This window comes from Streptomyces lydicus (assembly GCF_001729485.1).
Classification (GTDB): domain Bacteria; phylum Actinomycetota; class Actinomycetes; order Streptomycetales; family Streptomycetaceae; genus Streptomyces; species Streptomyces lydicus_D.
In genome coordinates this window covers 2,022,699-2,048,219 of record NZ_CP017157.1, presented here as the reverse complement: position 1 = coordinate 2,048,219, position 25,521 = coordinate 2,022,699, and the positions used below count along the sequence as shown (strand labels likewise).

21 protein-coding genes and 1 riboswitch are annotated in these 25,521 nt (G+C 74.0%); of the genes, 13 read left to right on the top strand and 8 right to left on the bottom strand.

Features of this window, described 5'->3' with window-relative positions:
* Positions 1-322 precede the first annotated feature (322 nt).
* The 4 genes from SL103_RS08810 to SL103_RS08795 all read left to right on the top strand — a co-directional run bounded on the left by SL103_RS08810 (position 323) and on the right by SL103_RS08795 (position 6,023).
* A complete protein-coding gene (locus SL103_RS08810; protein WP_069568176.1) occupies positions 323-883 on the top strand; it encodes a beta-class carbonic anhydrase in 561 nt (186 codons plus the stop codon).
* A 229-nt stretch (positions 884-1,112) separates the two neighbouring features.
* Entirely contained in the window at positions 1,113-2,132 is a 1,020-nt protein-coding gene (locus SL103_RS08805) for an AAA family ATPase (protein ID WP_069568175.1), read from the top strand.
* A complete protein-coding gene (locus tag SL103_RS08800) occupies positions 2,132-3,517 on the top strand; it encodes a DUF58 domain-containing protein (protein WP_069568174.1) in 1,386 nt (461 codons plus the stop codon). Before SL103_RS08805 ends, SL103_RS08800 begins: the two co-directional genes overlap by 1 nt.
* A 70-nt stretch (positions 3,518-3,587) precedes the next feature.
* Positions 3,588-6,023: a transglutaminaseTgpA domain-containing protein gene (locus SL103_RS08795; RefSeq protein ID WP_069568173.1), complete on the top strand. Its 2,436-nt coding sequence runs from the start codon at positions 3,588-3,590 to the stop codon at positions 6,021-6,023.
* A 231-nt stretch (positions 6,024-6,254) separates the two neighbouring features.
* On the opposite strand, the gene SL103_RS08790 is transcribed toward SL103_RS08795, so the two are convergent.
* The 3 genes from SL103_RS08790 to SL103_RS08780 form a co-directional block, all read right to left on the bottom strand.
* Entirely contained in the window at positions 6,255-6,656 is a 402-nt protein-coding gene (locus SL103_RS08790; RefSeq protein WP_069568172.1) for a DUF3040 domain-containing protein, read from the bottom strand.
* A 258-nt stretch (positions 6,657-6,914) separates the two neighbouring features.
* Positions 6,915-7,670 carry a methyltransferase gene (locus SL103_RS08785; RefSeq protein WP_069568171.1) on the bottom strand — a complete coding sequence of 252 codons (756 nt, stop codon included), beginning with the start codon at positions 7,668-7,670 and terminating at the stop codon, positions 6,915-6,917.
* 652 nt (positions 7,671-8,322) lie between these two features.
* Positions 8,323-8,808 carry an SAV_6107 family HEPN domain-containing protein gene (locus tag SL103_RS08780; RefSeq protein WP_069568170.1) on the bottom strand — a complete coding sequence of 162 codons (486 nt, stop codon included), beginning with the start codon at positions 8,806-8,808 and terminating at the stop codon, positions 8,323-8,325.
* A gap of 234 nt (positions 8,809-9,042) precedes the next feature.
* On the opposite strand from SL103_RS08780, the gene SL103_RS08775 reads away from it, so the two are divergent.
* From SL103_RS08775 to SL103_RS08755, 5 genes are all read left to right on the top strand, one after another.
* Positions 9,043-10,032: an ATP-binding cassette domain-containing protein gene (locus tag SL103_RS08775; protein ID WP_069568169.1), complete on the top strand. Its 990-nt coding sequence runs from the start codon at positions 9,043-9,045 to the stop codon at positions 10,030-10,032.
* Positions 10,004-12,211 (top strand): YhgE/Pip domain-containing protein, encoded by a 2,208-nt coding sequence (locus SL103_RS08770; protein WP_069568168.1) that lies wholly within the window; start codon positions 10,004-10,006, stop codon positions 12,209-12,211. The genes SL103_RS08775 and SL103_RS08770 overlap by 29 nt, the downstream gene beginning before the upstream one ends.
* A gap of 110 nt (positions 12,212-12,321) precedes the next feature.
* Entirely contained in the window at positions 12,322-12,936 is a 615-nt protein-coding gene (locus tag SL103_RS08765; protein ID WP_069568167.1) for a TetR/AcrR family transcriptional regulator, read from the top strand.
* Positions 12,937-13,349: 413 nt separating this feature from the next.
* Positions 13,350-13,970, top strand: coding sequence for a DUF4126 domain-containing protein (locus SL103_RS08760; protein ID WP_069568166.1), 621 nt, complete (start codon positions 13,350-13,352; stop codon positions 13,968-13,970).
* A 75-nt stretch (positions 13,971-14,045) separates the two neighbouring features.
* Positions 14,046-15,563: a phytoene desaturase family protein gene (locus SL103_RS08755; RefSeq protein WP_079145644.1), complete on the top strand. Its 1,518-nt coding sequence runs from the start codon at positions 14,046-14,048 to the stop codon at positions 15,561-15,563.
* Positions 15,564-15,597: 34 nt separating this feature from the next.
* On the opposite strand, the gene SL103_RS08750 is transcribed toward SL103_RS08755, so the two are convergent.
* The 5 genes from SL103_RS08750 to SL103_RS08730 all read right to left on the bottom strand — a co-directional run bounded on the left by SL103_RS08750 (position 15,598) and on the right by SL103_RS08730 (position 20,429).
* The gene (locus SL103_RS08750; protein ID WP_069568164.1) at positions 15,598-16,788 is read right to left on the bottom strand and encodes a hypothetical protein; all 1,191 of its coding nucleotides are present in this window, start codon (positions 16,786-16,788) and stop codon (positions 15,598-15,600) included.
* A 38-nt stretch (positions 16,789-16,826) separates the two neighbouring features.
* Positions 16,827-17,744, bottom strand: coding sequence for a methylenetetrahydrofolate reductase [NAD(P)H] (gene metF / locus SL103_RS08745; protein WP_051733734.1), 918 nt, complete (start codon positions 17,742-17,744; stop codon positions 16,827-16,829).
* A gap of 132 nt (positions 17,745-17,876) precedes the next feature.
* On the bottom strand, positions 17,877-18,533 hold the full coding sequence (gene thiE, locus SL103_RS08740; RefSeq protein WP_069568163.1) for a thiamine phosphate synthase: 657 nt from the start codon (positions 18,531-18,533) through the stop codon (positions 17,877-17,879).
* Positions 18,534-18,650: 117 nt separating this feature from the next.
* Positions 18,651-19,016, bottom strand: a complete 366-nt coding sequence (locus tag SL103_RS08735) for an Rv2175c family DNA-binding protein (protein WP_033270873.1) — start codon at positions 19,014-19,016, stop codon at positions 18,651-18,653.
* 117 nt (positions 19,017-19,133) lie between these two features.
* On the bottom strand, positions 19,134-20,429 hold the full coding sequence (locus tag SL103_RS08730) for an NAD(P)/FAD-dependent oxidoreductase (RefSeq protein WP_069568162.1): 1,296 nt from the start codon (positions 20,427-20,429) through the stop codon (positions 19,134-19,136).
* Positions 20,430-20,606: 177 nt separating this feature from the next.
* A riboswitch (TPP riboswitch) is annotated at positions 20,607-20,720 on the top strand.
* Here SL103_RS08730 and thiO point away from each other — a divergent pair.
* The 4 genes from thiO (at position 20,718) to pknB (ending at position 25,477) form a co-directional block, all read left to right on the top strand.
* The gene (thiO, locus tag SL103_RS08725) at positions 20,718-21,971 is read left to right on the top strand and encodes a glycine oxidase ThiO (protein ID WP_069568161.1); all 1,254 of its coding nucleotides are present in this window, start codon (positions 20,718-20,720) and stop codon (positions 21,969-21,971) included. (Overlaps the previous riboswitch by 3 nt.)
* Positions 21,968-22,195, top strand: a complete 228-nt coding sequence (gene thiS / locus SL103_RS08720) for a sulfur carrier protein ThiS (RefSeq protein ID WP_069568160.1) — start codon at positions 21,968-21,970, stop codon at positions 22,193-22,195. The genes thiO and thiS overlap by 4 nt, the downstream gene beginning before the upstream one ends.
* 5 nt (positions 22,196-22,200) lie before the next feature.
* Positions 22,201-23,046, top strand: a complete 846-nt coding sequence (locus SL103_RS08715) for a thiazole synthase (RefSeq protein WP_079145642.1) — start codon at positions 22,201-22,203, stop codon at positions 23,044-23,046.
* A 472-nt stretch (positions 23,047-23,518) separates the two neighbouring features.
* Positions 23,519-25,477: a Stk1 family PASTA domain-containing Ser/Thr kinase gene (gene pknB, locus SL103_RS08710; protein ID WP_244303875.1), complete on the top strand. Its 1,959-nt coding sequence runs from the start codon at positions 23,519-23,521 to the stop codon at positions 25,475-25,477.
* The last annotated feature ends 44 nt before the right edge of the window (positions 25,478-25,521 follow it).

Genomic DNA, 25,521 nt, shown 5'->3' with positions numbered 1-25,521 from the left:
CTCCGGCGACGGGGAAGTGACGTCGGAAAGCCATGGGAGCGGGAGGAGGCCGAGCCGTACGTACGGTGCGCGCACGCGAGGAATCCGGTATCCAAGGAGAGCGTCACGCCTCCCACTTCGCGCCACTTTAGTCCACCGGCTGTCCCGGTCAATCAACTGGTCGCGCGCGTCCTGCGACGGCTTTTCGAGGGGCATTTCGGCGGGCGGCTCACCCGGACGGCGGGGCGCGCGGGCCTGTGCATTACCTCACAAGGAGTGATGTTGCCCCCTATGCCCGGCCTGCTGTGCAGCCGAAAGCGCGCTGAACTATTACCTTGAATGCATGCCCATACCTGCGTCGCAGCCGCTGCCCCCGTCCGCCGACAGCGCCGTGGACCGCACCGGGGAGACGGTCACCGATCGTCTCGTCGAGGCGAACCAGCGCTATGCCGCCGATTTCACGGACCCCGGAATGGATGCCCGGCCGGTCCGCAAGGTCGCCGTGGTGTCCTGCATGGACGCCCGTATCGACCTGCACGCCGCCCTCGGTCTCGAGCTCGGCGACTGCCACACCATCCGCAACGCGGGCGGTGTGGTGACCGACGACATCATCCGTTCCCTGACCATCAGCCAGCGCGCGCTCGGCACCCGCTCGGTCGTCCTCATCCACCACACCGGATGCGGACTGCTCAGCCTGACCGAGGACTTCCGGCACGACCTGGCGGCGGAGGTCGGTCAGCGTCCGACCTGGGCGGTCGAGGCGTTCAAGGACCTCGACGAGGACGTACGGCAGTCCATGGAGCGGGTGCGCACCTCGCCCTTCCTGCTGCACACCGACGACGTCCGCGGTTTCGTCTTCGACGTGAAGACGGGTCTGCTGCGGGAGATCGACGCCCGGGCCTGACCTGCGGGGCCGGCCCGGCTGACGCACGGGCCGGCCCGAAAAGCCGGGTTCGCCGGGAAGGCCCGGCCGGAACCTTGTGAGTTATCCACAGGCCATGACGCGAGGCCGCGCGGGCAGCAAGAATGCGTGGGTGACGTCGTCCCGGCCGTGGCCGGGCTCGGCGCTTTCGGGGAGGGGCCGGGTCCGCAGAGGGGGCATCGGCCCGCAGTACAGGGCCGAGGAGGGCCGAGTGACGACGTATGACGAACGAGCGAGCCTCGGAGATCTGACCACCACCGCGGAGCGGGTGCACCGGTCGGTGGAGAGCGTCATCGAGGGCAAGCCGGAGGTCGTACGGCTCGCGCTGACCGTGCTGCTGGCCGAGGGGCACCTGCTGATCGAGGACGTGCCGGGCGTCGGCAAGACCATGCTCGCCAAGGCGCTGGCCCGCTCCATCGACTGCTCGGTGCGGCGCATCCAGTTCACCCCCGACCTGCTGCCCTCGGACATCACCGGCGTCAGCATCTTCGACCAGCAGCGGCGGGAATTCGAGTTCAAGCCCGGCGCGATCTTCTCCCAGATCGTCATCGGCGACGAGATCAACCGCGCCTCGCCCAAGACCCAGTCCGCGCTCCTGGAGTCCATGGAGGAGCGCCAGGTCACGATGGACGGGCAGACCCACGAGCTGCCCAGCCCGTTCATGGTCGTCGCCACCCAGAACCCGGTGGAGATGGAGGGCACCTATCCGCTCCCCGAGGCGCAGCGGGACCGCTTCATGGCGCGGGTGTCGATCGGCTATCCCAGCGCGGCGGCCGAGCTGCAGATGCTGGACGTGCACGGCGGCGCCTCGCCGCTCGACGACCTCCAGCCGGTGGCGCACGCCCACGACATCGTCAAGCTGATCGACGCGGTGCGCGAGGTGCATGTCGCCGACACGGTGCGCAGATACGCCGTCGACCTGGTGGCGGCCACCCGCAGCCATCCCGAGCTGCGGCTCGGCGCGTCCCCGCGGGCGACCCTGCATCTGGTGCGGGCCGCCAAGGCGTCCGCGGCGCTGCTGGGGCGGGAGTACGCCCTGCCGGACGACCTCCAGTCGCTGGCGGTGGCGGTGCTCGCGCACCGTCTGCTGCCCACCGCCCAGGCGCAGTTGAACCGCCGCACCGCCGAACAGATCGTGCTGGAGATCCTGCGCCGGGTCCCGGTTCCCGAACCGGCCGCGCAGCCGTGGCGGACCCACGGCCGGCAGCCGCCGGGGGTACGGGGGCTGTGATGAACGGAGGGGGGAGCGAGGCGACACCGGAGCCGGGCGGGCTGCGGGCCGCCCTCGGGGGGCTGACGACGCGCGGCAGGTCGTTCCTGGCCGCCGGGATCGCCGCCGCGGTGTGCTCGTACGTCCTCGGGCAGCCGGATCTGCTGCGGGTCGGCCTGCTGCTCGCGGCGCTGCCGCTGGTGTGCGTGCTGGTCCTGCACCGCACCCGCTACCGCGTCGCCGCCGACCGTATGCTCTCCCCCGCCCGGGTGCCGGCCGCCGCCGAGTCGCGGGTGCGCCTGCGGATGGAGAACGTCTCGCGGCTGCCCACGGGTGTGCTGATGCTCCAGGACCGGGTGCCGTACGTCCTCGGGCCCCGCCCGCGCTTCGTCCTGGACCGGGTCGAGGCCGGCGGCCACCGCGAGGTGTCCTACCGCGTCCGCTCCGACCTGCGCGGCCGCTATCGGCTGGGGCCGCTGCAGCTGCAGCTGTCCGATCCGTTCGGCATGTGCGAGCTGACCCGCTCCTTCAGTTCCTCCGACATCCTGACGGTGGTGCCGCGGGTGGAGCCGCTCCCGGCGGTCCGGCTGGCCGGCGAGACGGCCGGGTACGGCGACGGACGGCAGCGCTCGCTGGCGCTGGCCGGCGACGACGACGTCATCCCCCGCGGCTACCGGCACGGCGACGACCTGCGCCGGATCCACTGGCGGTCCACGGCGCGCCACGGCGAGCTGATGGTCCGCAGGGAGGAGCAGCCGCAGAAGGCGCGCTGCACGGTCCTGCTCGACACCCGCGACACCGCACACCCCGGGAGCGGCCCCGACTCGGCCTTCGAATGGGCGGTGACGGCGGCCGCCTCGGCCGCGGCGCACCTCCTGGAGCGCGGCTTCTCGGTCCGGCTGCTGACCGACACCGGCACGTCCGTGCCGGGCCCCGACGGTGCCGGCGGCACGGACTCCGCCGACGCCGCCGGCCTGCTGCTGGACACCCTCGCCGTCGTGGAGCACTCCGAGGAGGAGGGGCTCGCGGCGGCGTACGACGTACTGCGGGGCGGCGGCGAGGGACTGCTGGTCGCCTTCTTCGGCGATCTGGACGAGGAGCAGGCCGCGGTCGCCGGGCAGATGCGCCGGCGCAGCGGTGCGGCGATCGCCTTCGTCCTGGACGGCGACGCCTGGCACCGCGGCCCCGGCGGCATCAGGTTCGCCACCGGCCAGGTCCCGGTGGCCGAGCGTCTGCGGCTGCTGCGGCGGGCGGGCTGGACGGCCCTCCCGGTCACTCCCGGGGACTCGCTCACCGACCTGTGGCGGACGGCGGCGGACCGGGCGGGGGCGGGCGAACGGACAGGGGAAGGGAGTGGGGCGGCGGAGGACGGCGCCTCGTGGACGGCGGCGGGGGGACGGTCATGAAGGGGAGCGTGCGGCCGGTGCACGGCACCGAGGTGCCCGGAGCCGGGCCCGTCCGGAGCGGGGCGGAGTCATGAGCGGCCGGGCGCGGCTGGCGCTGTGCGCGACGGTGGCCACCCTGTGTGCCGCCGGGGCGCTGCTGCCGCTGGTGGACCCGGTCAGCTGGATGTTCCAGGCGGCGGCCCTGCTGGCGCTGATGACCGGCGCGGGAGCGCTGGCCCGCCGGGTGCCCCTGGCCAGGCCGCTGACCATCGGCGTGCAGGTCCTGGTCGCCGTCGTGCTGCTGACGTTCCTGTTCGCGCCCGGTGAGGCCATCCTCGGCCTGGTGCCGGGGCCGGACGCCGTGGCGGAGTTCGGCCGGCTGCTGCGGGACGGTGTCCAGGACGTCGGCCGGTACGCCATCCCCGCCCCCGTCACCCCCGGCATCCGGCTGCTGCTGGTCGCCGGGGTGCTGGTGATCGGCCTGATCGTGGACGCGGTCGCGGTCACGTACCGCAGCGCCGCGCCGGCCGGCCTGCCGCTGCTGGCGCTGTACTCCGTCGCGGCGGGGCTGTCGCAGGGCGGCGCGGACTGGCTGTGGTTCCTGGTCGCGGCGGCCGGCTATCTGCTGCTCCTGCTGGCCGAGGGCCGCGACCGGCTCTCCCAGTGGGGCCGGGTGTTCGGCGCCACCGCCGGTCCGGGCCGGCCGGACGGCCGGGGCCTCCCCTTCGGGGACGCCGGACCGGCGCCGGCTCCGGTCCGTACGGGCCGCCGGATCGGCGCCCTGGCACTGGGCATCGCACTGGTGGTGCCCGCCGCGCTGCCGACCCTCGACGGCGGGCTGCTCGCCCGCACCGGCGGCGGCCCGGGCCCGGGCGGCGGAGGCGGCACGATCTCCGCGGTGAACCCCGTGGTGTCGCTCCAGGACAGCCTCAACCAGCCCGTGGACAAGGAAGTCCTCAACTACCGCACCACCGCCGCCGACACCCGCGACCTGTATCTGCGGATCGTCGCCCTCGACCACTTCGACGGCGCGAGCTGGAAGCCGTCCGAGCGCACCGTCACCGACGTCCCCGACCGGCTTCCCGAACCGGCCGGCCTCAGCGCGACGGTCGACCGCGCCCGGATCAACACCTCCATATCGACCGCGGGATGGTACGCCCAGAACTGGCTGCCGCTCCCCTACCCGGCGTCCCGGGTGGACATCTCCGGCCGCTGGCGTTACGAGCCCCAGGGCCGCACGCTCGTCGGCGACCGCGGGCAGAACACCCGCGGCCTGCAATACCAGGTCGAGAGCCTGCAGGTCCGGCCCACCGCACGGCAGCTGGCCACGTCCCCGGCGCCGCCCGAGGACCTGCTGCGGGAGTACACCAAGGTCCCCGACTCGCTGCCCGGGATCGTCCGGTCCACCGCCCGCCAGGTCACCCATGGCGCGTCGACCGCGTACGCCAAGGCCGTCAAGCTCCAGGACTGGTTCGCGCTCTACGGCGGCTTCACCTACAACACCGATGTGCGGGCGGGCAGCGGTGCGCAGGCCATCGCCCGCTTCCTGACGGACAAGCAGGGCTTCTGCGTCCACTTCTCGTTCTCGATGGCGGCCATGGCCCGCACCCTGGGCATCCCCGCCCGGGTCGCGGTCGGTTTCACGCCCGGCACGAAGCAGCCCGACGGCACGACCTCGGTCAGCCTCCGGGACGCGCACGCCTGGCCCGAGCTGTACTTCCAGGGCATCGGCTGGACCCGCTTCGAACCGACGCCCAGCCGCGGCAGTATCCCGGATTACGCCTACCAGGACACCTCGGGGCCCGACGCCGCCGGCCGGCCGGCACCGGAGCCCTCGCGGGCCCGGACCCCGTCGGACGGGCCGACGACGGCACCTTCCTGCGGGCCGGGCGAGCGACGGTCCGACTCCGGGGCGACGTGCACGGCGCTGCCCGCCGCGTCCGGCGCCCGCCCCTCGGACGACGGCACGTCGCCCTGGGCCGCGGCCGCCCTCGCGCTGGCCGCCCTGCTCGTCCTGCTGCTGCCCACGGTCCCGTCGCTGTGGCGGCTGCGGACGCGCTCCCGGCGGATGACGCAGGCCGGCGCGGACGGGGACGGTGCGGCGGCCACCCTCGCCGCCTGGCGCGAGCTGCTCGACACCGCCTGGGACTTCGGCATCCTGCCGGACGACGCGCTCACGCCGCGGAACGCGGCGGCGCGGATCATTCGCATCGGAGAACTGCAACCGGAGGCGGCCGCTGCCGCCCACCGGGTCGCGGCAGCGGTCGAGCAGGTCCTGTACGCCCCGCAGCCCCGGCCGGCGACCGGCCTGGCCCTCGACGTGCAACGGGTACGGGCCGGGCTGGCGGCCGCCGCGAACCGCGGCATACGGCTCCGCGCCGGGCTGGCCCCGCGCTCCGCGGCCCGCCTCCGCTGGGCCTGCTCCGCCCGCTGGGCGGCCCTGCTGCTCCGGTTCCGCACCAGCCGCCCGGTCGCCTCGGTACGGCGCGCCACGACGGCCCTCCGCCCGGGGCGGCAGCGGGCGTAGCGGCCCCGCGCCGCACCGGGGGCCCGGGGGCCGGGCGGCGTCAGTTCGGCGCGGGAGGGGCGGGGCACCGCCTACGGGGTGCGCGACCGGGCCGTACCGGCAGGTGGAGGTGTGGTGCGGGACCGGCCGGACACACGTGTGGTGGCCGCCCGATCCTGTCGGGCGGCCACCACACGGAGATGAAGAAAGCCGGGGCCCGCTCGGCCCTCCGGCTCGGTGGCCCTGGCGTCGTCAGTGGCCTTGTTGCTCGTCCCGGCGCCGCTGCCATCGGTCCTCGATGCGGTTCATCATCGAGCGGCGCTGCCTGGACTGTGGGCGCGCCGGTCCGCCCGGTCCGCCGGCGGACTGCTGCTCACCGGCTTTCGGAGCTTTGCGCCATCCCGTGACCGCCAGCACGGCGCAGCCGAGCATGACGAGGAAGCCCACCACGCTGATCCAGATCTGCTGCGCGACCATACCGGCCATGAGCAGGGCGATACCCACCAGGAAGCCCGCGACCGCTTGGTAGACCCGTCGCCGGGTGTACGTACGCAGCCCGCTTCCCTCAAGCGCTGTCGCGAACTTGGGATCTTCGGCGTACAGCGCTCGCTCCATTTGCTCGAGCATGCGCTGCTCGTGCTCCGAGAGCGGCACGGAGTCCTCCTACTCGTCGGTCGCGGGGGGCGACCGGGTGCGACCCTTTCAGGATAGGCAGGGATTCGCCCCCGTGAAACCCGCCCCTCGACGCCAGTTCACTGTCCGGGCCGCCGCAGCGGCCGGTGGTGATGCTGCCTGCATTCCCCACCCGCCTGTCCGTCATGCCGGAACGTCGTACCCCGATCATACGGGGAGAAGGGGCTGATCGGGTGGCCTGTGGCCGACTGCACGCGGTAGCCGTGTGTACCGCGTGGGTCAGTCGCGCTCCGCGAGGACGTGGAGCTGAGTGGCCACGGCGTGGAAGGCGGGCTGCTCGGCGGCGGCGGCCTCCAGTTTCAGCAGCGCGTCCACGGCGCCCGGTTCGGTGTCGACCAGCACGCCGGGGACCAGGTCGGCGAAGACCCGTACGCCGTGGACCGCGCCGACCTCCAAGCCGGTGGCGGAGACCAGCTCCTGGAGCTGCTCGGCGGTGAACCGGCGGGGCATCGGGTCGCCCTCGCCCCAGCGGCCCGCGGGGTCGGTGAGGGCCCGGTGGGCCTCGGTGAAGTGGCCGGCGAGGGCGCGGGCCAGCACGGCGCCGCCCAGACCGGCCGCGAGCAGGCTGAGGGTGCCGGCCGGGCGCAGCGCGTCGGCGGCGTTGCGGACGCCTTCGGCCGGGTCGTCGACGTACTCCAGGACGCCGTGACAGAGCACCGCGTCGTAGCCGCCGCGCTCCACGACGTCGAACAGGCCGTGGGCGTCGCCCTGCACCGCGCGCACCCGGTCGGCGACACCGGCCTCCGCGGCCCGGCGCTCCAGGGCGAAGAGGGCGTTGGGGCTGGGGTCGACGACGGTGACGCGGTGGCCGAGGCGGGCGACGGGCACGGCGAAGTTGCCGGAGCCGCCGCCGGTGTCGAGGACGTCGAGGGCGTCGCGCCCGGCGGCTTTGACCCGGCGCTCCAGGGCGTCCTTGAGGACCTCCCAGACCACGGCGGTACGAAGGGAAGCGCGCGGGCGCAGCGGGTCAGACACGGCGGGTGGCTCCTCGGCGGGGGCATGAACATCCAGTCGCCCACCACCCTATTCCGTCCCACGCCATCCGCCGATCGCGGAGCCGGAGGAGGGGTGCGGCGGGGAGGCTGCGGCGGGGCCCAGCTCTCCTTTCCCCTCCCCCCGGGGCCCCGCCCCAACCCACCCACCACCTCCACCACCAGCACCGTGCGACCGCTCCCCCTCCCGCTGCGACCGCTCCCCCGCGCCCTGCGGCCCGCCGGATCCGGCGGGCCGCAGGGCGCGGGCACGTGCCGCCCCGACCCAGCTCTGCCCGCCCCGCCCCGACCCGTGGGCCGGACGCCCCCGGCCCACGGAGGCCCGGTCCCGCGGCGCCGGGGTCCGCTCAGCCCGTCATCCGCCGGCCGGAATCAGGTCGGGCTCCCGTGTCCGCGCCCATGACCATGGCCGAGGCCATGACCGAGGCCGTGGCCGTGGCCGTGGCCACCGCGGACGTGGGCATGGCCGCCGGGTGGCCGCCGTGGACGTGGCCGAGGCCGTGGCCGTGGGCCTTCTCCGGCTCCCTTGGCCGAAGGTGCCTCCGTCCCCGGGGCCAGGGCCGGGGCCAGGGCCGGGGCCGTGGGCCGCTCCCGCTCTCACTCCCGTCCCCGGCCCCGGCCCCGGCCGTGGACTGTCACCCCGCGCGCTGGGGTGGCAGGGAGGGCTGGAGGAGCAGCATGCGCTCCACCAGGCGTAGGAACATCGCGGCGTCGCGCAGGAGATCGTCCGCGTCGCGGCGGCTGGCCGCGCCGGCTATGCCGGCTTCCGCCTTGGCCCGGCGGGGTGCGCCGGCCTCGAACAGGGCGCTCCACTCGGCGAGTTCGGGGGCGACCTCGGGCAGGACCTCCCAGGCGCTCCGTATACGCTGCCTGCGGCGGACCGTGGTCTCCGGCCGGCCCCGTACGGCGAGGACGGCGGCGGCGGTGCGCAGCGCGGCGAGATGGGCGGTGGCGAACTGCTCGTTCGGGGTCTCCAGGGTGCGGGCTTCCGCAAGCCCGTGCTGGGCCTTGGTGAGCAGGTCGAGGGCGGCGGGTGGCGCGGCCGCCCGCCTCAGGACGGGGTGGACATCGCTCGGGGGACCGTACGCAGCGGAGCTGCCCCTGCGGGGACGAGCTGCCATGACGAACCTCCTGTCGTCGCATGCCGGTTGGACCGAATCCCGATTCGGACCGTATGACCCCATCGTGAGGTACACCACTGACAATCGACCCTGAGCTGCACTTTCGTGGGTAAGAGGGACAGGTGCCGGGCGGTTGGCGGGCGGATCCCGGGAGGATCGGCAACTTCCCCTTGCGGAACGGGGGGTGGGTTGCTGCATACTTTTTGAACTGACTAGTCAGTTCAAGGAGGGATCGTGGACAGCACCCCGCACGGGGCGGCGGTCACGGCCGCGGGTTTCGGGCTGAAGGGCCCCCGCGGATGGGCGTTCCGGAACATCGACCTCACCGCCGGACCCGGCTCGCTGATCGCCGTGCAGGGCCCCTCGGGCTCGGGCCGTACGTGTCTGCTGCTCGCGCTCACCGGCCGGATGAAGCCGGCCGAGGGCACCGCCGAGGTCGGCGGGCTGCCGCTGCCCAAGAAGATGGCTGCCGTCCGGGCGGTGAGCGCGCTGGCCCACGTACCGGGGGTCGCCGAGCTCGATCCCGCGCTGACCGTCGGCGAGCATCTGCGCGAACGTGCCCTGCTCCAGGGCCGCTTCGGCGGTTCGCTGCGTGCTCTGCTGCGTCCGCGCCGGGAGCGGCGGGCCGAGGCCCGCGCCCTCGTGGACGGCGCACTCGACGCGGCCGGGCTCGACCCGGAGTCGCTGCCCAAGGGGATCCGCACCTCCGTCCGCGACCTGGAGCGGCTGGAGGCGCTGCGGCTGTCCGTGGCGCTCGCGCTGATCGGCCGGCCGCGGCTGCTGGCCGTCGACGACACGGATCTGAAGCTGTCCGACGAGGAGCGCGCGGCGGCCTGGGCGATGCTGCGCGGTCTGGCGGCGGCCGGCACGACGGTGCTCGCGGTGTGCAGCGAACCGCCCGAGGGGGGCGGGACGCCGGGCGAGGACCTGGTGCTGGTGCGTACGGGAGACCGCCCGGCGCAGGCGCCCGGGAAGGCCGCCCCCACCGCGTCCGCGGCCCCCACCGACGCCACGGACACCGCAGGCCCCGTAGACCCCGGAGGCCGCGCAGACGCCACGGACACCGCAGACGCCACGGACACCGCAGACCACTCGGACGCCTCGGACCACGGCAGCGGCCAGGCCGGCGACCGCGCCGAGGAGCACGGCCCCGACGGGCGCGCCGAAGGCCACGACGACGAGGAAGGGGCGGCCGATGCGTTCGCCGAAACTGGCCGCGCTTGAGCTGAAGCGGTTCGGGCGGGGGAAGCTGCCGCGTGCGGCGCTGGCCGCGCTGTTGCTGCTGCCGCTGCTGTACGGCGCGCTGTACCTGTGGTCCTTCTGGGACCCGTACGGGCGGCTGGACAAGATACCGGTCGCGCTGGTCAATCAGGACCAGGGCGCCGAGGTCGGCGGGAAGCGGGTCTCGGCGGGCGACAGCATCGTCGACGGGCTGGCCCGCAGCCACACCTTCGACTGGCGGCCGGTGGACGCGAAGGAGGCCGCCGAGGGCGTGGAGGACGGCCGGTACTACCTGTCGTTGTCGATCCCGGAGGACTTCAGCCGGCGGATCGCCTCCAGTTCGGGGGACCACCCGGAGACCGGCGCCCTCAAGGTGCGCACGAACGACGCGAACAACTACATCGTGGGACAGATCTCCCGGACGGTGTTCTCCGAGGTGCGGGCGGCGGCCTCGGCGAAGTCGTCGCGCACCTTCCTCGACAAGATCTTCGTCTCGTTCTCCACGCTGCACGGCAGGACCGAGCAGGCGGCCGACGGCGCGGACCGGCTCAAGGACGGCCTGGGGCGGGCCAAGGACGGCTCCGGCAAACTGGCCGACGGCCTGGGCACCGCGAAGGACGGCAGCGGCAAACTGGTCAACGGCCTCGGGGACCTCGACTCGGGCGCCGGGCAGCTGTCCCGGGGCAGCTCCGACCTGGCGCGGGGAGCGGGCACGGCGGCGAGCGGCTCGCGCCAACTGGCCGACGGCTCCCGGAAGGTGGCCGACGGGACGCAACAGCTGGCCGACACCGTCAACGGCTTCGCCGGCAAGGTGGGCCCCTTCGTCCGGGCGCACGGCAAGGAGATCGGCGAGGCGGCGCGGCTGGTCGCCGACGGCTCGCAGGCGATCCGCGACCATCTGGACAAGCTGCCCGCCGCGGCCGCCACCGGGGCGAAGCTCTCCCGGGGGATGTCCGACCATCTGGCCACGTACTACCGGCTGCACTGCGCCGGCGGCGTGGACCTGCTCGACTCCTGCTCCGAACTGAAGCAGCTCAAGGACCAGGCGGCCACCGCGGCCGACCAGGCCGAGAAGATCAGCGGGTACGTCCACGACCAGAAGAACCTGGACCAGCTGGACCGCGACCTGGCGACCCTGCACACCCTGGCCGGTGAGCTGGCGCGGCACGGGCCGACGCTGGGCGCCGACATGGACGCCGCGGTGAAGAAGATCAACGACCTCAACGACGGTGCGCACAAGGTGTCCGCGGGCGCCCACAAGCTGGCCGCCGGAAACGCCCGGTTGGCCGCCGGCGCGGACCGGCTGGACGACGGTGCGCACCAGCTGCACGACGGTACGGGCCGGGCGGCGTCCGGTATGGGCGACCTCGACGCCGGTGTGGGCAAGCTCAAGAACGGCGCCCAGACCCTGGACGGCGGTCTGTTCAAGCTCTCCGACGGTTCCCGGAAGCTGGCCGGCGGGCTGCACGACGGGGCGAAGCAGATCCCCGACTACGGCAAGAAGGACCGCGACGCGCGCACCCTGGTGATGTCCGACCCGGTGCAGCTGGCGTCGGACTCCGCCCACAAGGCTCCCAACTACGGCACGGGCTTCGCCCCGTACTTCATCCCGCTGTCGCTGTGGGTCGGCGCCATGGTGGCGTACATGCTGATCCAGCCGCTGAACAGGCGGGCGCTGGCGATGGGGGCGCCCTCGTGGCGGGTGGCGGTCTCCGGGTGGCTGCCGGTGGTCGGCATCGGGGTGCTGCAGACCGCGGCGCTGATGTCCGTGCTGCACTTCGCGCTGGGCCTGCAGATGGTGCGGGCGGCCGGCACGATCGGCTTCCTGGTACTGGTCACGGCCTGTTTCTCGGCGATCGTGCAGTGGCTGAACGCGCAGTTCGGACCGGCCGGCCGGATCCTGGTGCTGGCGCTGCTGATGCTCCAGCTGACCTCGGCGGGCGGTACGTACCCGGTGCAGACCAGCCCCGGCTTCTTCGGCGCCATCCACCCCTATCTGCCGATGAGTTACATCGTGGAGGGGCTGCGGCGGCTCATCACGGGCGGTGAGCTCGCGCCCGTGTGGCAGGGCAGCGCGGTGCTGCTTGCGTTCACTGTCGGGGCGCTCGTGCTGACGTCGCTGACGGCCCGCAGCCGCGAGGTGGTGCGCATGAAGGACCTGCACCCGGAGCTGAGCCTGTGACCGCCCACCCTCCCCCGGCGACCGCTGGGAGGTGCCCGCGGCCCGCCGCCGCCCTGCCGGCGGCGCCACGCGCCGCGCACCGATCCGCCGGGACCGGCACAATCGCCCCCATGGACAGCTCCAACACACGCCGCGACGCCACCCGGCGCAAGCTCTTCGAGGCCGCGGTCACGCTCATCGCCGAACAGGGCTTCTCCTCCACCACGGTGGACGAGATCGCCGAACGGGCGGGGGTCGCGAAGGGCACGGTCTACTACAACTTCGCGAGCAAGAACGTTCTCTTCGAGGAGCTGCTGCGGCACGGCATCGAGCTGCTCGCCAGCTCCTTGCAGGCGGCCGCCGAGGAGGTCACCGACCGGGGCGGCAGCCGGGTCGACGCGCTGGACGCGATGATCCGGGCCGGCCTCGACTTCATCTCCCGTTACCCGGCGCTCACCCAGCTCTACGTCGCCGAGCTGTGGCGCACCAACCGGGCCTGGCAGTCGACGCTGATGGTGGTGCGCGAGCGGGCGATCACGGTGGTGGAGGACGTGCTGCGGGAGGCGGTGGCCCGTGACGAGCTGAGCGAGGAGATCGACATCCCGCTGACCGCGTCGGCGCTGTTCGGGATGGTGCTGGTGGCCGCGCTGGACTGGCAGTCGTACCAGCCGGACCGGTCGATCGACGACGTGCACGCGGCGCTGTCGCGGCTGTTGCAGGGGCGGGTCAGCGGGCGTCCCTCGTAGCGGCGGGTCCCCGTGGCGCCGGCCGGGTTCCGGCCCGGCGGCGAAGCAGCGGGACGAGGTGAGTGCGCACCGTGTTGGTCAGGTACGGCGCGCACCCCCCGTTTCCCCCGTGGGCCCGCACAAAGGAGTGCGCCACCCTGGCACGGATCGTTCCCCCGCCGATCCGACCAGGGCAGCGCTTCCCCCGTGCTCCCCCGTGGAGCCCCCGTGCTCCCCCGATTTCCCCCGTCACGGTCAGGAGCCGCGCCGTTCCGCCGCCCCGTGTCGGCGGTGCGGCGCCGCTTCCCTTCCGTGGCCCCCACTCTTCCTTCCGGACGGGCGCCGGCCCATCCGCGTACCTACTCATCTGGCGGTCTGAGTACGGATACTCAAACCTGAGCACCGGCCCCCAGCGGGGGCCTACGATCTCCGTCGTGTCCGTACTTCCGTTGGTTTTCACGAGCGGCTGGGCGAGCGGGATCAACGCCTACGCCGTCGTCCTGCTCCTCGGTCTGCTCGGCGCGACCGGCCTCAGCGATGACGTGCCGGCGGCGCTCCAGCGCCCCGATGTGCTGATCCTGGCCGGGGTGCTGTTCGTGGCCGAGGCCATCGCCGACAAGGTGCCGTACGTGGACTCGGTCTGGGACGCCGTGCACACGGTGATCCGGCCGGTCGCCGGCGGTGTGGTGGCGGCCCTGCTGGCCGGGCACGACGGTTCGCTGCCCGAGCTGGCGGCAGGTGCGGTGGGCGGCTCGACGGCGCTGCTGAGCCACCTGGTGAAGGCGGGGACCCGGATCGCGGTGAACACCTCGCCGGAGCCGGCCAGCAACATCGTGCTGAGCCTGGTCGAGGATCTGGGCGTCGCCGGGATCATCGCCTTCGCCGTCTTCCACCCGGTGGCCGCCGCGGTCCTCGCGGGGACGCTGCTGGCCGCGGGCCTCACGCTGGTGATCGTGCTGTGGTCGCGGATCCGCCGCTTCCTGCGGCGCCGGCGGCAGCGGCGTGCGGAGAAGCGGCCGGCCGCGGCGGGCAGCGCGGTGCCGCCCGCGGGCTGAGCGCCCGGGGCGGCCGGTCCGTGACCGGCGGCGGCCGTGCGGGCGTTGTCAGTGGGTCCGGATAAAGTCGCAGGCATGGCACGGATTGCGGTGATCGGCGCCGGGATGGGCGCGATGGCGGCCGCTGCCCGGCTGGCCGTCGCGGGCCACCGAGTGGCGGTGTTCGAGCGCGGCGCGACGTACGGCGGCGCGGTGCGGCGGCTGACGCGGGACGGCTTCGCCTTCGACACCGGACCGGGCCTGCTGCATCTGCCCGCGGTCTACCGCGACCTGTTCCTCAAGACGGGACGGGAGGCGCTGGAGAGCCGCGTCGAGCTGTCCCAGGTCGATCCCGCGAGCCGCCATGTCTTCGCCGACGGCACGGCCGTCTCGCTGCCGAACGCCTCGCGGGCCGGTGTCCTCGCGGCTCTGGACGAGGCGCTGGGCGAGGGCTGCGGTGAGCGGTGGAGCGCGCTGGTGGGGCGGGCCCGCGACGCGTGGGACGCCACCCGGCGGCCGCTTCTGGAGGAGCCGCTGCGGCGGGAGTGGCGGGCGCTGGGGCGCGATCCGTATCCGGCGGTGCGCAGGCGCGGGCTGTTCGGCCGCGGCAAGGGTCCGACGACCGCCACCCTCGCCGAGGTGGCCCGCCGCGAGCTGGCCGAGCCGAGGCTGGTGGCGCTGCTGGAGAGCCATGCGCTGGCGTACGGCTTCGATCCGCGCAGCGCCCCGGCGAGCGCCGCGGTGCTGCCGTACATGGAGCAGAGCTTCGGGAGTTGGTACGCGAGCGGCGGGATGCGGGCGCTGGCCGACGCGCTGTACGAGCGCTGCCTGGCGCGCTCGGTGGAGTTCACCTTCGACGCGGAGGTGACCGCCGTGACCGAGAAGGACGGCCGGGCGGCGGGCGTGGCGCTGGCCGACGGACGTCTGGTCGACGCGGAGTTCGTGGTCGCGGGCCTCGATCCGGCGCGGCTGCCGTCCCTCCTCGGCGGGCGGCAGCCGTGGGGCGAGGACGACGTACGGCCGCCGGAGCACCCCGGGCAGGGGGCGGCGGCGCGGCTGACGGTGGCGCTGGCGTTGCGCGGCGGGCGGGAGCCGGGGGCGGCGCACCGCACGGTGGTCCATGCCGCGGACCGCGCGGCGGAGTTGGCGGGCGTGTTCGGCGACGGCGCCACGCCGGGCGTGCCGTGTGTGCGGCCGACGGTGACGGTGCTGCGGCCGGACGACCCGGCCACCCGGCCCGACGCCGGCCATGAGGCCGTGACGCTGAGCGCTGCGGTGGCGCCGCGGGGCCCGGCGGACGGGCCGGCCGGCGCCGCCGCGGAGGCGGCGGCGGACCGGCTGGTGGCGGCCGCCGAGGCGGCGGTTCCGGGGCTGCGGGAGCGGGTGCTGTGGCGGGAGGTGCTACCGGCCACGGCTGACACGCTGGTGCCGGGGCCGGCGCTGGCGGGCCGGGACGGGCGTTTTCTGCGGCCCGGCAACCGCACCCGCATACCGGGTCTCTACGCGGTCGGCGGCTGGTCGCACCCGGGCGGCGGGCTGGCGCACGCCGGGATGTCCGGTGCGCTCGTCGCGGGTCTGATCGTGAACGGCGACGACTGGCACGGCTCCACATGAGCGGGCGTCCGCCGGCGTGGCCCGGCCCGGCGGTTCAGTAGCGGTACTGCTGCCCGTCGTAGCCCTGCTGCTGGTACGGCGGATAGGGCGGCTGCTGCTCGGGCGGGAGGTCGCCGTCGCGCTGCTGCGGGACCCAGACCCCGCCGGGCGGTGTCTCGCCGTAGCCCTGGCCCGGCTGCTGCCCGGGCTGCTGGCCCTGACCGCCGTACTGCTGCGCGTCGTAGGGCGCCTGGGCGTAGGGGTCGGGCTGCGCATAGGGGTCGGGCTGCGCGTAGGGATCGGGCTGCGCGTAGGGGTCGTAGGACGCGGCGTACTGCTGGGCGCCGGCGTACGGGTCGGTGTAGCCCTGCTGCCGGCCGTCGCCGTAGGCCGCGTACGGATCGCCGTAGGGGTCCTGACCGGCCGCGGGCTGGCCGTAACCGCCGTCGTAGGCATAGCCGTTGGCGTCGCCCCGGGCGGTGTCGGCGGGGGTGCCGTAGACGTCGTATCCGGGGTAACCGCCCTGCTGGGCGCGGGCGTCGGGGCTGTAGACGCCGTACTGGCCGGTCTCGTCAGGCATCGGCTGCGGGGCGTAGACGGTGGTGGCGTCGAAGGACTGGGTGGGGAACGACTGGGTGGCGAAGACGCTCTGGTCCTGCGGGTCCTGGTAGGGGTCCTGGCCGCCGTAACCGCCGCCCGCCGGATACCCGTTGGCGGTGTAGTCGTCGGGCTGGTAGCCGCCCGCCTGGTCGCCCGCCTGGTAGTCGTACGAGCCCTGCCCGGCGTAGGTGTCCTGGTTCGGGAAGCCGGCGGCGCGCCGGAAGCCGCCGGTGCTCTCGAAGGTGTCCGGGCCGCCGTCGGCAGCCGGGCGGGCCGGAGCGTCGGCGGGCGGCTCGTCGGCCGGGACCGCCTCCACGTCGGAGACCTGAAGGGACGGTTCGGCGGCGGGCCGGCCGCCGCGGCGGCCCCGGCGTCCGCGGCTCTCCCCGCCCCCGGTGCGCAGCGCCCAGCCGTCGGTGAAGCCGCGCTTGAAGGAGAGGGTCACATTGGTCTGGCCGACGGCGAAGGCGACCAGGCCGACACCGATGACGATCACCGACGGGATGACGACTCCGACGACCACCGCGAGGAAGCCGGCGAAGGCAAGCAGCCGCCAGCGCAGCCGCGCCTTGTTCTGGAGCAGCACCTCACCCAGCAGCCACAGAGCGACCAGACCGAACGCGATGTAGAGGATCGTCCAGCCCATATACGCCCCTCTTCCGCCGCTGTGGCGGCCAACCGTGATCAGGACTGCTGGTGCAGTCCCAGATTCTCGTAGATTTCCAGGGTCGCCGTGGAGTGGTTCAGGGTAATGAAGTGCAACCCGGGAACGTCCTCGGCCATCAAGCGCGCACACAGTTCCGTCGCGTACTCGATGCCAATGGAGCGTACCGCCGCCGGGTCGTCCTTGACGGCGAGGATGCGCTCGGCCAGATCGGGCGGGAAGGCGGCATTGCTGAGCTGCGCGAACCGCTCGATCTGACGGACGTTCGTCACCGGCATGATCTCCGGGATGATCGGTGTCGAGCAACCCGCGGCGGCAACGCGTTCCCGAAGCCGGAAGTAGTCCTCGGCGTAGAAGAACATCTGGGTGATGGCGAAGTCCGCGCCGGCCCGGCACTTGTCCACGAAGTGGGCCACGTCGGTGTCCCAGTCCGTCGAGCGCGGGTGCATCTCGGGGAAGGCGGCGACGCCGACGCAGAAGTCGCCGGACTCCTTGATCAGCCGGACCAGGTCGGCGGCATAGGCGATGCCGTCGGGGTGCTTGACCCACTCGCCCATCGGGTCGCCGGGCGGGTCGCCGCGCAGCGCGAGCATGTTGCGGATCCCGGCGTCGGCGTACTGGCCGATGATGTTGCGCAGATCCGCCGTGGAGTGGTTGACCGCGGTCAGGTGGGCGACCGGGGTGAGGGTGGTGTCGGTGGCGATGCGTTCGGTGGCGCGGACCGTGCCGTCACGGGAGGTGCCGCCGGCGCCGTACGTCACCGAGACGAAGGTCGGGGAGACGGCCTCGATCCGACGAATGGCGTTCCACAGGGTCCGCTCACCCTTCTCGGTCTTCGGGGCGGCGAACTCGAACGAGTAGGACTGCTTGCCGGAAGCGAGCAGGTCACGCACGGTCCGTGCGCGATCAGTCCTGGTGGAAGCTGTACCTAGGGCCATACCGGCAGGTTAACCACCGCCCGGGCGCACACCAACCGTCATCGGCGTTATGCCTGGTTGGCCGGGTTGGTGTCCACTGGTTGGACATTTTCCGGCCGTGCGGCCGTCCGGAGCACGGCCCGGGGCCCGGTCTCAGGAGGCGTCGGCGGCTTCCCGGATGCGCTTGGCCAGCGCGGCGGCCGCGGCGCCCGGGTCGTCGGCCTCGGTGATCGCGCGGACCACCACCACCCGGCGGGCGCCGGCCTGGAGCACCTCGTCCAGATTGCCGGCGTCGATGCCGCCGATCGCGAACCAGGGGCGCTCGGAGGCGCGCGCGGCGGCGTAGCGAACCAGGTCGAGGCCGGGGGCGTGGCGGCCCGGCTTGGTGGGCGTGGGCCAGCAGGGGCCGGTGCAGAAGTAGTCGACGCCGTCCTCGGTGAGCGCGGCGTCCACCTCGGCCTCGGCGTGCGTGGAGCGGCCTATGAGGACGTCCTGGCCGAGGATCGCGCGGGCGGCGGGGACCGGCAGATCGCCCTGGCCGAGGTGCAGCACGTCGCTGCCGACGGCGTGTGCGACGTCGGCGCGGTCGTTGACCGCGAGCAGCTTGCCGTGCCGCCGGCAGGCGTCCGCGAAGACCTCCAGGTGCCTGAGCTCCTCGCCGGCCTCCATGCCCTTGTCGCGCAGCTGGACGATGTCCACGCCGGACGACAGCACCGCGTCCAGGAACTGCGGGAGGTCGCCGCGGTCGGTGCGGGCGCCCGTGCACAGGTAGAGGCGGGCGTCGGACAGGGCCTGTCGTGCGGTGCTCATCGGGCGGCTTCCCCCAGGTCAGGGGCGTACGGACCGGTGGTCCGGCACGTACGCCCCTCGGATGTGGTGATGGATGCCGGTGCGGCGGGCCGTCGGGGGCGCGCCGCACCGGGTGGCTCAGACGGCGAGCGCCTGGGCCCGGCGCTTCACCTCCGTGCCGCGATTCTCGCGCAGCGCCTGCGCGGGGGTGCCGGGCAGGGTCTCATCCGGGGTGAACAGCCACTCCAGCATCTCCTCGTCGGTGAAGCCGTCGTCCTTGAGGAGCGTGAGCGTGCCGACGAGGCCCTTCACGACCTTGTCGTCCTTGATGAAATCGGCGGGTACCTGGAGCACCCTGTTCTCCCCGCGGCGCACCGCGATCAGCTGGCCCTCCTTGACCAGCTGCCGGACGCGCGTCACCTCGACGTCGAGGCGTTCGGCGATGTCGGGGAGGGTGAGCCAGGCGGGGACGAGTCCATCGATGTTTGCGTCAATCTCGGTCACAGGACAAGCGTGCCACCTCGCACTGACAGCCGGTAGCCGGGCCTCGCCATCAGGGGCCGCCGGCACACCGGTGGGTGACGCCGCGCCCCGGGGCACCCCGGGGCCCGGGCCCGCCCGCTACCGGGCGGCGGCCTTCAGCGGTACGGCCGCGTTCGCGGCCCGTTCCCGGTCGAGGGCGACGCCCCGCTCGATCAGCTTGCGCCCCTGGGCGAGGTCGCGCGGGCGCCCGACGGCCAGCAGCGCGACCAGCCGGCCGGCTCCTGACCTGCCTTCGCCCCCGCCGGCCTGCGCGGCGCGCGGGCCCTCCTCGCCCCGCAGCCAGAGGACCGACCAGGCGGCGCCGGACGGGTCGCCGCGCCAGACCATCTCGTCGGCCTCCCCGTGGTGGCCGGCGTACTGCACGAAGCGGCCGAACTGCTCGGACCAGAAGTACGGCACCGGGTCGTAGACCAGCCCTTCGATGCCGCCCCGGGCGATGTTCTCGGCGACCGTCCGCGGGCCCTGGAGGGCGTTGTCCCAGTGGTGGATCAGCAGGCGGCTGCCGTAACGGGCCGAGGGGAAGGAGGCGCAGTCGCCGACCGCGTACACGTCGGGCACCGAGGTGCGCAGCTGCTCGTCGGCGAGCACGGAACCGTCCTCGGCGGAGATCTCGACGCCGGAGCCGGCCAGCCAGCCGGTGGCGGGCCGGGCGCCGATGCCGACGACCACGGCGTCGGCGGGCAGCGTCGTGCCGTCGGCGAGGGTGACCGCGCCCGGGGTCACCGACGCGACCCGCACGCCGGTGCGCAGCTCGGCGCCGGCGCCCGCGTACCAGCCGGTCATGTGGGCGGCGACCTCGGCGGGCAGCGCACCGGCCAGCGGGCGTTCGGCGGCCTCGACGACGGTGACCGCGCAGCCCGCCTCACGGGCGGCGGTCGCGAATTCGGCGCCGATCCAGCCGGCTCCGACGACCACGATCTCGTGCTGGGCGGCGAGCACCGGCCGCAGCCGTTCGGCGTCGTCGAGGGTGCGCAGCAGGTGGACGCCGGGCAGGCCCTGGCTGCCGGGCAGTACGACGGGGTCGGCGCCGGTCGCGATCACCGCGTGGTCGTAGCGGACCGGGCCCTCGGCCGTCTCGACCTGCCGGCGGTCCGGCGTCAGGGCGGTGACCCGGCGGCCGAGGTGCAGTTCGATGCCGAGCCCCTCGAAATCCACGTCGAAGGCCGAGCCGTCGGCCTTGCCGAGCAGCACCGCCTTGGACAGCGGCGGGCGGTCGTAGGGCGGGTGGGGCTCGTCGCCGAACAGCGTGATCGCGCCGCGCCAGCCCTGTTCGCGCAGGGCGACCGCGGTCTGCACACCGGCGATGCCGGCGCCGATGATCACGACGCGGGGCGTGTGGTCAGGGGCCTGGGAGGACGTGCTCTGCTCGCTCACCCGATCACTCTAGGACGGTGGGGGATGTCGCTCGCAGCAGCACGCAAGGAGATCTCTGACACAGCGTCACGGACCGGCGCACCGGTGTCCCGGGCCGCGCCCGGCACCGGCGGGCGCCCCCGTGCGCACCCGGGCATTGCCTTACGGCGCTTCGCGCCACCGTATTAGGGTGACGGATACACGCACTCGCGGGAGCCCGGACGCACCGGGCTGAGAGGGAGGCTGGCCGGCCTCCGACCGTACGAACCTGATCCGGGTCATGCCGGCGAAGGGAGGAGCTGGACGCCCATGCATCCACCTGCCACACCATCGGAACCCGTCACCGGGCACCCCGACGTGCTCGTCATCGGGGGCGGCGTCATCGGTCTGGTCACCGCCTGGCGGGCGGCCGGCCGCGGGATGTCCGTCGCGGTGGCCGACCCGGCGCCCGGCGGCGGCGCGGCGTACGTCGCGGCCGGCATGCTCGCCGCGGTCACCGAACTCCACTACGGCGAGCAGACCCTGCTGGGCCTCAACCTGGCCTCGGCCCGCCGCTACCCGCGGTTCACCGAGGAGCTTGAGGAGGCCAGCGGGCAGCGGATCGGCTACCGGCGGTGCGGCACGCTGGCGGTCGCGCTGGACGCCGACGACCGCGCCCACCTGCGCGAGCTGCACGCCCTGCAGATCCGGTCGGGCCTGGACTCGCAGTGGCTGGCGGGCCGCGAGTGCCGCCGTCTGGAGCCGATGCTGGCCCCCGGCGTACGCGGCGGACTGCGGGTCGACGGCGACCACCAGGTCGATCCGCGGCGGCTGGCGAGCGCGCTGCTGGTGGCCTGCGAGCGGGCCGGAGTGGTCTTCCACCGGAGCCGCGCCGAGCGGCTGACCGTCGAGGGCGGGCGGGCCCGCGGCGCCGAGCTCGCCGACGGCACCAGGGTGTCGGCGGGGCAGACCGTCCTGGCGGCGGGCAGCCGCAGCGCGGAACCGGCCGGGGTGCCCGAGGAGGTGCGGCCACCGGTACGGCCGGTCAAGGGCCAGGTCCTGCGGCTGCGCCTGCCGACGGTGCCCGCCGGCTCTCCCCCCTTCCTGTCGCGCACCGTACGGGCCGTGGTCCGCGGCAATCCGCTCTATCTGGTGCCGCGCGAGAGCGGCGAGCTGGTCGTCGGCGCCACCAGCGAGGAGCTGGGCTTCGACACCACCGTCACCGCCGGCGGCGTCTACGAGCTGCTGCGGGACGCGCACGAGCTGGTCCCGGGCATCACCGAGCTGCCGCTGGTGGAGAGCTGCGCCGGGCTGCGCCCCGGCTCCCCTGACAACGCCCCGCTCCTGGGGCCGACCGCGCTGCCCGGCCTCCAGCTGGCGACCGGCCACTTCCGCAACGGCGTCCTGCTGACGCCGGTCACCGGAGACGCGATGGCCGAGGCGCTGGCCACCGGGAGCCTGCCCGAGGAGGCCCGTCCCTTCACCCCGCAGCGCTTCTCCCGCACGCCCGAACGGCGCGAGGGAACGCCCGTCCCCGCCGCGGAGCCCGAGCCCGCCCCCTTCCCGGAGGAGCAGCCCGTATGAGTGCCGCCACCCCTGCCCCCACCGCCTCGGTGTCCGTCAACGGCGAGACCCGTGAGGTCCCCGGCGGACTCACCCTCGACCGGCTCGTCGCGACCCTGACCGCGGCGCCCTCCGGCGTGGCCGCCGCGGTCAACGAAACCGTGGTGCCGCGCTCCCAGTGGCCCACCACCGCGCTCGGCGACGGCGACCGCGTCGAGGTGCTCACCGCCGTCCAGGGAGGCTGATCCGCATGCCCGACACCGCACTCCTCGCCGACACCGCGGCCGCGGGCGGCTCCGCCCCGGCCGCCGACCCCCTCACCATCGCCGGCACCACCTTCGGCTCCCGGCTGATCATGGGCACCGGCGGGGCGCCCAGCCTCGACGTCATGGAGCGCGCACTGCTCGCCTCCGGCACGGAGCTGACGACCGTCGCCATGCGGCGGCTGGACCCCACCGTGCAGGGCTCGGTGCTGTCCGTACTGCAGCGGCACAAGATCCGGGTGCTGCCCAACACGGCGGGCTGCTTCACCGCGGGTGAGGCGGTACTGACCGCCCGACTCGCCCGGGAGGCGCTCGGCACGGACTGGATCAAGCTGGAGGTCGTCGCCGACGAGCGCACCCTGCTCCCCGACCCGGTGGAGCTGCTGGACGCCGCCGAGACCCTGGTGGACGACGGTTTCACCGTGCTGCCCTACACGAACGACGATCCGGTGCTGGCCCGCAAGCTGGAGGACGTCGGCTGCGCCGCGATCATGCCGCTGGGCTCGCCGATCGGCTCCGGCCTGGGCATCCGCAATCCGCACAACTTCCAGCTGATCACCGAGCGGGCCGGCGTCCCGGTCATCCTGGACGCCGGCGCGGGCACCGCCTCGGACGCCGCCCTGGCCATGGAGCTGGGCTGCGCGGCGGTGATGCTGGCCTCCGCCGTGACCCGCGCGCAGGAACCGGAGCTGATGGCCCACGCGATGCGCCACGCGGTCGCGGCAGGCCGCCTGGCCCACCGCGCGGGCCGCATCCCCCGCCGCCATTTCGCGGTGGCGTCCTCCCCGTCGGAGGGCACACCGGCACTGGACCCGGAGCGCCCGGCGTTTTAGGGGCTTCCCACGTTTTCGGCTTTCCCGCCGTGGTGGCTGCTCGCCGTTGCGCTTTGCGGCGCCCCGCACGTTGTTTTCCGTCCCGCCGTGTTTGTTTCTCGCCGTGGCGCCTGCGGCGGGCCGGGTTGTTGTGGGTGCGGTGACGAGCCTCCGGGGCCTGTTGTGTGGACTGCTTCGCTTTACGTCCACACAACAGGCCCCTCCGGCCCGTCCCCTCCCGTGGGGGAGAAAGTTGAAGGCCGGTGGGGGCGAGCGTCTTACTGACGCCCGCCCCCACCGGCCTTTGTCCATCCACTCACGGGAGGGGACGCGCCGCAGGACGAAGTCCGGAGGAGCGGCACCGCACCCGACCACCCACGCCCGCCGCAGGCGCAACGGCGAGCAACACCCACGGCGGGACGGACAACAACGTGCGGCGGCAACCACCACGGCGGGAAAGCCAAGTACGTGGGCGACAGTAGACTCCTCTGCCGTGGATACGACGCTCGAAGACCCGCTCGTGGGCCAGCTGCTCGACGGCCGCTACCGCGTCCAGGCACGCATCGCGGCAGGCGGTATGGCCACGGTCTACCGGGCCGTGGACACCCGGCTCGACCGTGTGCTCGCGCTGAAGGTGATGCACCCGGGCCTCGCCGCGGACGGCGAGTTCGTGGACCGTTTCATCCGTGAGGCGAAGTCGGTCGCCCGGCTGTCGCATCCCAACGTGGTGGGCGTCTTCGACCAGGGCACGGACGGTACGTACGTCTATCTGGCGATGGAGTACGTCGCCGGCTGCACGCTGCGTGACGTGCTGCGCGAGCGGGGCGCGCTCCAGCCGCGGGCCGCGCTGGACATCCTGGAGCCGATCCTGGCCGCCCTGGGGGCCGCGCACCGGGCCGGTCTGGTGCACCGCGACATGAAGCCGGAGAACGTCCTGATCGGGGACGACGGCCGGGTCAAGGTCGCCGACTTCGGTCTGGTGCGGGCGGTCGACACCAACACCACTTCCTCCACGGGCTCGGTCCTGGGGACCGTCTCCTACCTGGCGCCCGAGCAGCTGGAGCACGGCACCGCGGACGCCCGCGTCGACGTCTACGCCTGCGGTGTGGTGCTCTACGAGATGCTGACCGGCTCCAAGCCGCACACCGGCGGCACCGTGGCCCAGGTCCTCTACCAGCACCTGCACGAGGACGTGCTCCCGCCGTCCGAGCGGGTGCCGGGAACCGCGCCGCAGCTGGACGAGCTGGTCGCGCTGGCCACCGCCCGCGAGCCGGAGCAGCGGGCGCAGGACGCGGTGGTGCTGCTGTCGAGGGCCCGGGCGGCCCGGGCGGAGCTGACCGACGAGCAGCTGGACCTCGTACCGCCGCAGGCCAAGGCGGTGCCCGCGGGCGACGGCTCCGAGCCCACGGACGTCATACCGCGGCCCGCCGGCGTACAGCTGCCGCTGCCGGGGGCGGACGAGGCGGAGCTGAACCGCACCAGCCGGCTGGAGGTCCCGCCGGCCGAGCACACCACCCGGCTGCGCCCCGCGCCGGCTCCCGCGGCACCTGCCGGCGGGCTGCTGCAGCGGCGCCGGCTGGCCACGATCGTCGCCGCGGTGCTGCTGGTCCTCGGGGTCGGCACGGGCGTGTGGTACATCAACTCCGGCCAGTTCACCTCGGTGCCCGCGGTGCTGGACATGCCGCAGGCCAAGGCCGTCTCGACGCTGCGGGACGCCGGGCTGGGGGTCAGGGTCGTCCGCGGCTTCAGCTCCAACGTGGAGCGCGGGCACGTCATGAAGACGGACCCGGAGACCGGCAAGCGGATCCGCGGAACGGGCACGGTCACGATCACCGTCTCGCGGGGCCCCGACATCGTCGCCGTCCCGGACCTGTCGGGCACTCCGGTCGCGGACGCCAAGCGCAAGCTGCGCGACCGGGGCCTGGTGCCGGGCACCGTGACGCGGGAGTTCAGCACGGACGTCGCCAAGGGGTCGGTGATCCGTACCGACCCGAAGGCGGGCGTCAAGCGGCGGCCCGACACCGCGGTGGCGCTGACCGTCAGCCGGGGCGCGCCGGTCGACGTGCCGGGCGTGGTCGGCAGCGACCGCGCGGACGCCGAGAGCACCCTGCGGCAGGCCGGCTTCCAGGTGCGCTTCGCCGAGCAGCCGGTGTTCTCGCCGGAGGACAAGGGCACCGTCGCCCGGCAGACGCCGGCCGAGGGCGGCCGGCTCGGCAAGGGCGACACCGTCACCCTGACGCTCTCCAAGGGCCCGGAGATGATCACCGTGCCGGACGTCACCGGCAAGAAGGTCGACGACGCCAAGAAGGAGCTGACCTCGCTCGGCTTCGAGGTCAAGGTGGACAAGCCCTGGCTGTTCCCGCAGGACGAGGTGGACTCGCAGTCCGTCGAGGGCGGCCAGAAGGCGCCCAAGGGCGGCACGATCACCATCAAGCTCAAGGGTGCGCTGTAGCGGACCTGCCGGGTGCCGTACGGCCCGTGTGCGGCACCTGGCAC